The 6,373-nt window shown below is 70.1% G+C and carries 9 protein-coding genes and 1 pseudogene; 8 read left to right on the top strand and 2 right to left on the bottom strand.

Going from position 1 to position 6,373, the window contains the following annotated elements:
- Window positions 1-313: 313 nt before the first annotated feature.
- The 4 genes from ABT300_RS16360 to ABT300_RS16375 all read left to right on the top strand — a co-directional run bounded on the left by ABT300_RS16360 (window position 314) and on the right by ABT300_RS16375 (window position 2,737).
- The gene (locus ABT300_RS16360) at window positions 314-1,150 is read left to right on the top strand and encodes an AraC family transcriptional regulator (protein WP_351675777.1); all 837 of its coding nucleotides are present in this window, start codon (window positions 314-316) and stop codon (window positions 1,148-1,150) included.
- A gap of 82 nt (window positions 1,151-1,232) precedes the next feature.
- Window positions 1,233-1,709 (top strand): cupin domain-containing protein, encoded by a 477-nt coding sequence (locus tag ABT300_RS16365; RefSeq protein ID WP_351675754.1) that lies wholly within the window; start codon window positions 1,233-1,235, stop codon window positions 1,707-1,709.
- A complete protein-coding gene (locus tag ABT300_RS16370; protein ID WP_351675757.1) occupies window positions 1,706-2,425 on the top strand; it encodes an SGNH/GDSL hydrolase family protein in 720 nt (239 codons plus the stop codon). Before ABT300_RS16365 ends, ABT300_RS16370 begins: the two co-directional genes overlap by 4 nt.
- Before the next feature lie 141 nt (window positions 2,426-2,566).
- Window positions 2,567-2,737, top strand: a complete 171-nt coding sequence (locus ABT300_RS16375) for a hypothetical protein (RefSeq protein WP_351675759.1) — start codon at window positions 2,567-2,569, stop codon at window positions 2,735-2,737.
- A gap of 10 nt (window positions 2,738-2,747) precedes the next feature.
- Here ABT300_RS16375 and ABT300_RS16380 read toward each other — a convergent pair whose 3' ends face one another.
- Complete coding sequence (locus ABT300_RS16380) at window positions 2,748-3,737, bottom strand: alpha/beta fold hydrolase (RefSeq protein ID WP_351675761.1); 990 nt, start codon at window positions 3,735-3,737, stop codon at window positions 2,748-2,750.
- Between the two features lie 143 nt (window positions 3,738-3,880).
- Here ABT300_RS16380 and ABT300_RS16385 point away from each other — a divergent pair.
- From ABT300_RS16385 to ABT300_RS16395, 3 genes and pseudogenes are all read left to right on the top strand, one after another.
- Window positions 3,881-4,173: pseudogene (locus ABT300_RS16385) on the top strand (helix-turn-helix domain-containing protein); the annotation flags it as partial.
- Window positions 4,174-4,428: 255 nt separating this feature from the next.
- Entirely contained in the window at window positions 4,429-4,632 is a 204-nt protein-coding gene (locus tag ABT300_RS16390; RefSeq protein ID WP_351675763.1) for a hypothetical protein, read from the top strand.
- Between the two features lie 10 nt (window positions 4,633-4,642).
- Window positions 4,643-4,789, top strand: coding sequence for a hypothetical protein (locus ABT300_RS16395; RefSeq protein ID WP_351675765.1), 147 nt, complete (start codon window positions 4,643-4,645; stop codon window positions 4,787-4,789).
- Window positions 4,790-4,901: 112 nt separating this feature from the next.
- Here ABT300_RS16395 and ABT300_RS16400 read toward each other — a convergent pair whose 3' ends face one another.
- Window positions 4,902-5,300, bottom strand: a complete 399-nt coding sequence (locus ABT300_RS16400; protein WP_351675767.1) for a VOC family protein — start codon at window positions 5,298-5,300, stop codon at window positions 4,902-4,904.
- A 101-nt stretch (window positions 5,301-5,401) separates the two neighbouring features.
- Between ABT300_RS16400 and ABT300_RS16405 the strand changes: the two genes are divergently transcribed.
- A partial coding sequence (locus ABT300_RS16405) for a helix-turn-helix transcriptional regulator (RefSeq protein ID WP_351675769.1) occupies window positions 5,402-6,373 on the top strand: 972 nt, incomplete at its 3' end.

The raw sequence follows: 6,373 nt of genomic DNA on the forward strand, positions 1-6,373 counted from the left end.
CAGCCGCTGCCGATTGTTGTCGGGTGCCGAGAGCGGTGGCGGTGCGAGGGTGGAGCCACAAGATGCCGGTCGCGGCGTCGCTGGCGACGGCGTCGTGGACACCGTCCCGTTGAACTCGCCGCTGCCTGCGAGGGTGTACGGGGTCTGTCAGACAGACCCCACCTGTAGCCTGCGCACGGGTAACTGCGGTGCATGTCAGGGGAGTTAGGGAGTTGTAGTGGTGGATCGGGACCCTCAGCGGTTCTTTGACGAGAACCGGCGCAACATCCCGTACGAATTCGCCGAAGGACGGCGGGAGACGTACAGTGCACCGCTGCTGAACCACACGGCCACCGGGATCGGTGCACGTCCGGCGCCTGTCTTGCGGGAGTACGTCGACTCCTATGTCGGCTTCGACCTCCGCGGGTTTCCGACGGGGGTGCATTGCGGCCCGCCGGGCCGCGCGCTCAACGCGGTGATCAGCCTGTCAGATCCATTGGAGGTGGCGGCGGGCGTTGACGACGGGTCACCGGTCACTCGATTCGGCAGCGTGGCCGGCGGTCTGATGTGCCGGTCCGTCGCGGTTCACCACGACGGACGCCAGCAAGGTGTCCGGGTATCGCTGACACCGCTCGGGGCCCGTGCGATCTACGGCATGCCGTCCGCCGAGCTCGCCCGCCGGCTGGTCCCACTTGACGAGCTTCTCGGAGCGCTTGCCGTCGAGCTGGTCGACCGGCTCCGATCGGCGACGACATGGGCGGCGCGGTTCACCGCGCTGGACGAATTGCTCCTTCGAGCTGTCGGCCGTGGCGCCAGTGGCGACCCTGTGCGTCGGCTGCGCCCCGAGGTGGCCGAGGCGTGGCGCCGTCTCGTCGCCGCGCGGGGTTGCGTCCGGGTCGGTGCGGTCGCCGCGGAACTCGGCTGGAGCCGTCGGTACCTCACCGAGCGGTTTCGCGGTGAGGTGGGCCTGTCGCCGAAGACCGTCGCCCGAGTCCTGCGCTTCGAGCACGCGCACGAGCTGGCGGCGGCGCAGGACGCGCTCCCGTGGGGCGATGTGGCATCCGTCTCCGGCTACGCCGACCAGGCCCATCTCGTCCGGGACTGGCGCGAGTTCACGGGCCGATCGCCGACGGCCTGGCGTCGCGGCGAAGTCCTCCTCGGAGCGGGGTAGCCGCCAACCGTGCGCCCTTCGCGTCGGCTTCACTTCCCTTTTCTTCAAGACCGCCCGATCGCTGTCGTGGACGATCGTCGGCATGAGACTCGTCAACCACGAACGCAATGCCGTGGACCTGCGGACCACCCCCGTGCATCTCGGACTGGGATCGAGAGCGAAGCCCGTCGAGGGATTCACTTGGGACCCGGAGGCGCTCCAGGCCTACAGCGCCGCGGTCGCGGCAGACGGCGCCGAGGGACGGATGGTGATGATCTTCGACGGCGACGGGCTCGGCGACCATTGGGAGAGCCACCCTGCAGGCGACGAGCTGGTCGTTTGCCTCAGCGGGTCCGTGACGGTCACTCGCGACGTGGACGGGCTGCAGGACCACGTTCTGCTCGGGCCGGGCGAGGCCACCATCAACCCGGCCGGTGTTTGGCACGTGGTCGACATGGAGGGGTCGACGTCCATCCTGGCCATCACTGCGCCCCTCGGCACCGACCACCGTCCTCGGACCGGCACCCGCACCCGCCCGATCGAACGCGTCGGCATGCCCAGCCCTGAGGAAGCGCCGTGACGACACGCATCGCGTGCCTGGGCGACAGCCTCACCCGCGCGCAGTTCAGCGTCGACTACCTGGAACTTCTCGGACGACGCCTCCCTCCCGGCGACGTGCAGCTTGCCCGTTTCGGCGCCAACGGCGACTTCGCCTACAAACTCATGCAGCGCCTCGACGCTGTCGTCACGAACCCACCCGATGTGATCACCGTGTTGATCGGGACCAACGACGCCCGAGCGAGCCTTGCCGGCTACCCCGTCGAGCAGGCCATGAAGCGCAAAAAGCTCCCCGATCGCCCGTCGGCAGGCTGGTTCCAACAGTGCCTGGGAGCCGTCGTCGCACGGCTGCGAGCGGAGACCGACGCGACGATCGGTCTGCTGTCGCTACCGGTACTCGGCCAACAACTCGACGCAGCAGCGGCACAGGCATCGCAGGCGTACAGCCGGATGATCGCCGAGGTCGCCGCCACCGACGAGGTGGCCTACCTGCCGCTCCACGAACGCCAGATCGAGGAACTGCGCCAAGTGGACCCGCCGCCGATTTCCTACCGGGAGGTGACGCCCGCAGCGGGCGTCGGCGTCCTCGTCCAGCACGCAGTGCTGCGCCGCAGCCTCGACACGATCTCGCGGCGGCGAGGTCTCGTCCTCACGACCGACCACATCCACCAGAACAGCCGCGGCGCCACCCTTATCGCTGAGGTCATCGACGCCGGTCTGCTGACCCGGAGCGCGTAGCTCCTTCCGGCGCCTGACCAGCCGAAGCCATCTACCGCGCAGTGGTGGCATGGCTTCGGGCATCGGCTCGGCGCCGATCGGTACGACGCCGAGTGCTGCTCGTCTGAGGCGCGGGACAGAAGCGCTGACTACGGGTGCAGGATGCGGCCCCGTCCCGCCGTCGCCGAGTACCGGCGGCGCCTTCCGTTCCTTGAAGCGGCCGGAATCGCCGACCCGCTCGGGCTGATGCGGATGTTCGGCATCACCGGGCAGACCGCCACGCGCTGCGTCACCGCCGCCCACCCCGAACGAACCGCCAGGGTGCCCGGGTAGCCCGCCCGGTTCAGCCGTGGATGGTGGCGAGCCAGTCGGTCAGCAGGCTGTTGACCTCATCGGGGCGTTCCTGCTGGATCCAGTGGCCGCAGCCGTCCAAGAGGTGGGAGGCGGCCAGGGCGGGGAGGGTGGTGGGGTAGGCGTCGATGGCGTCGGCCATCCAGGTGGTGGAGGCGTCCAGGGCGCCCCCGATGAACAGGGCGGGCTGCTTGATCGGGGCTCCGCGGTGCGGGGCGAGGTCTTCCCAGTCTCGGTCCATGTTGCGGTAGCGGTTGAGTGCGCTGGTGATCCCTGTGCGCTCGAACTCGCCGGCGTAGACGTCGAGGTCGTCCTTGCTCAGCCAGGCCGGGAGGACCCCCGTGGGGAAGCGGTCGCGCAGCCGGCCGCCGGCGCGCGCAACGAAGTGCGGGTCGGGTTCGTCCTGGGCGGGCATGGTGTCGGCGGACAGGGCCGCGTAGAAGCCCGCGAGCCACCCTCGGACGTCGGGCTCGATCTCCGCTTCGGCGCGGCCCGGCTCCTGGAAGTAGGAGACGTAGAACTCCTGCTCAGGGCCGCCGATCTGGCCGAAGACGTCGGTGGGGCGGGGGCCGCCGGGCGGCGCGTAGGGAACGCTCAGCAGGCCGACGGCGCGGAAGACCTCGGGGTGGAGCAGGGCGGAGGCGGAGGCGATGTTGGAACCCCAGTCGTGGCCGACGACCACCGCGTTCTCCTCGCCGAGGGCGTGCACGACGGCAACGTTGTCCTCCACCAGGTCGAGCATCCGGTAGGCGCCGGTCGCCTCCGGCTTGGAAGAACGGCCGTAGCCTCGCACGTCGATCGCCGCCACCCGGTAACCGGCCGCGGCGAGGGCCGGGATCTGGCGGCGCCAGGAGTACCAGGACTCGGGAAAGCCGTGCACGAGCAGGACCAGCGGGCCCGTGCCCTGCTCGACCAGGTGCAGGCGTCCGGCCGGGGCCTCGACGGTGCGGTGGCGGAGTTCGGCGGTCGGCTCGGATTGCATGGGGGGCTTCTCCTCGGTTGGCGGGCAGACGCGACTATTCATCGATCATGCGGCGCGGCGCCCACCCGATGCGATCGACCTTGCCATCCTGGCAAACTCGCAGGGCAGACGGTGGAGCAGTGCGGTCGGGAGGAACGGTCACGGTGGCAGTCGACGAGGTGGACGGCACGTTGGCGGCGACGGGGCCCAGGCTGCGAGCCGCGCGCGAGCAGCACGGCGCCACGCTCGCCGGTATCAGCTGCGCGCGACGGGCATCTCACCGAGCACGTTGTCGCGGATCGAGGCCGGCCGGCGCAAGCCCACCCTGGAGGTGGTGCTGCGGCTGGCGAAGGAGTACGGCGTCTCGCTGGACGAGCTGGCCGGTATCGCACCCGTCCCAGCGGTCGAGCCGCGCACCTCGGCGCCGCTGAGCTTCGACGACAGCAAGGTGCTGCTTCATTCGGTCTCATTCGCCCCGTCTCCGGCTCTGCCGGTGACAACTACTGAGTCTCGGCTCATCTGTGGCCGCCGCACCCGAGACGCGGCGCCCGATATCGCGTCCTTTCCGTGACGATTGAGAGGCCCGTGCGAGCACCCCTGAGCCTCGATCCGGTCGCCGTTCCTGCGCTCCCGCGCCCGGCGCGGCCGCTCCCCGCCAACCGTCGACCGGGCGGAGGCCGGCGGCAGCTCGGTTCGACGGCGCGCCACCGGCATGACCGCCACTGAGGCCACGGCCGCGCTCAAGGGCGCCCGGCTGCATCAGCACCTCGGCCGCGACCGCGAGGGCCTGGGCGACGGCGAACGCGGCCCCGCCGAAGTCGCAGAGTGGGAACGCATCGCGCAGCTGCCCGCCACCACCGGGAGGACGTACGTCCCGGCCGCCGACGCCGCCCTGCGCTGCCAACGAGCTGCCTGAACCCGCCCACATGCTGGCCGCCCTGCAGCAGGCCGGCCTGCTCGATGCCGCCGCAGCGTACGGCGCCGAAGGCCCGCTGGTGCTGCACGAGCCCGAGGACCACCACGACCTCCACTGCCTGAACGAGTACGGCGGGCGGGCGCGGGGCACCACGTGACGTGACACCCGACGGGCCGATCCGGGTGTTGAGTGACAACGAGCCCGGACCGTTTGCCAGCGAAGTCGGCTCGATGCCGAAGCCGTGTGCCTGCCGGGCGGCCGTGTAGTTCTCAGCGAGCGAACTTCTCAATGGCGGCCGGCGTGACAGGGGTGAAGAAGTTGACGAGGTTGCCGTCGGGATCGCGGAACAGGAGTGCGCGATTGCCCCAAGGCATCGTGGTGGGCTCGTTGACGAAGTCCTCCACGAAACCGATCAGGTTCTGGTGCACGCTGTCCACGTCGTCGACAAGGAACTCAACGATGACGCTGTGGTTGTCGGCCGGGCGGGCGGAGCCGGGCGCGAACAGAGGGACCGTACGGGCACTGCCGATCGCGAGGGTGGCCGAGGCGGTCCTGAGCTCAGCAAAGTCCTCGGTGGACCAGGTGGCGGATACGCCGGTGGCACGCTCGTAGAACTCGACGAGACGGGCGACGTCGCCCGTGATGATGCGGACAGAGACAAAATCCATGAGTCTTCTCCTGGCAGATCGGTGCAGGTCGGTTCTTCTGGTCGCACGCTACGACGAATACCGGGCGGAACCCGCCCGGTATATTTGGAAGACTTCAGGGCATGCCTCGCCCTATTGCCCGCGTGCTCACCCTGCTGGAGCTTCTGCAGTCGGGAGGCATCCGGACCGTCACCGAACTCGCCGACCGGCTCGGCGTCGACGAACGCACCGTGCGGCGCTACGTCAACCACCTCCTCGACCTCGACGTGCCCGTCGAATCGGTGCGCGGCCGCCACGGCGGCTACCGGCTCGCCCCCGGCTACCGCATGCCTCCGCTCATGCTGAGCGACGACGAAGCGCTCGCCGTGCTGCTCGGCCTGCTCGCGGGCCGGCGGGCAGGCCTGATGACGGCCGCGGGTGCGGCGAGCGAGACAGCGGCGGCCAAGATCCGGCGAGTGCTGCCCGAGCGGCTGCGCCTCACACTCGACGCCGTGCTCGGCTCCCTTGCCTTCACGACCCCGCCCGGTGAGACAGCCGCCCCGGATTCCACGGTCCTGCTCCCGATCGCCGACGCCGTGAACCATCACCGGCCGATCTCGATCCGGTACACCGCCGCCGACGGCCGGCGCAGCGAACGCACACTGCACCCGCACGGGCTCGTCGCCCACTCGGGCCGGTGGTACGTAACGGCTGCGGATCTCACGTCCGGCCAGGACCGGACGTTCCGGTTGGATCGCATCACCGGTGTGAGGGCCTTGCCCGGCTCGTTCGAACCACCCGCCGGACTCGACCCGGCGGTGCGCGTCCTGACCGGGTTCGCCACTGCCTCGTACCAGCATGAGGTGACCCTCCGGATCCAGGGAACGGCCGAGCACATCCGCACCCGGCTTCCCGCCGGCGTCGCGATCGTGGAGGAACTGGCGTGCCCGCACGGCGCAGATCCGCAGACCGAGCGCTGGTTCCGCGTCGAACTGCGTGTGGACCGGCTCGACTGGCTGCCTGCTGTACTCGCCTCGCTGGACCGGCCCTTCGTCGTCGAACGCCCGGATGAGCTCCGCGGGCTTGTCGAAGCTCTCGCCCAACGGCTCACGGAG

The organism is Streptomyces sp. NPDC001027 (assembly GCF_040299045.1).
Taxonomy (GTDB): Bacteria; Actinomycetota; Actinomycetes; order Streptomycetales; family Streptomycetaceae; genus Streptomyces.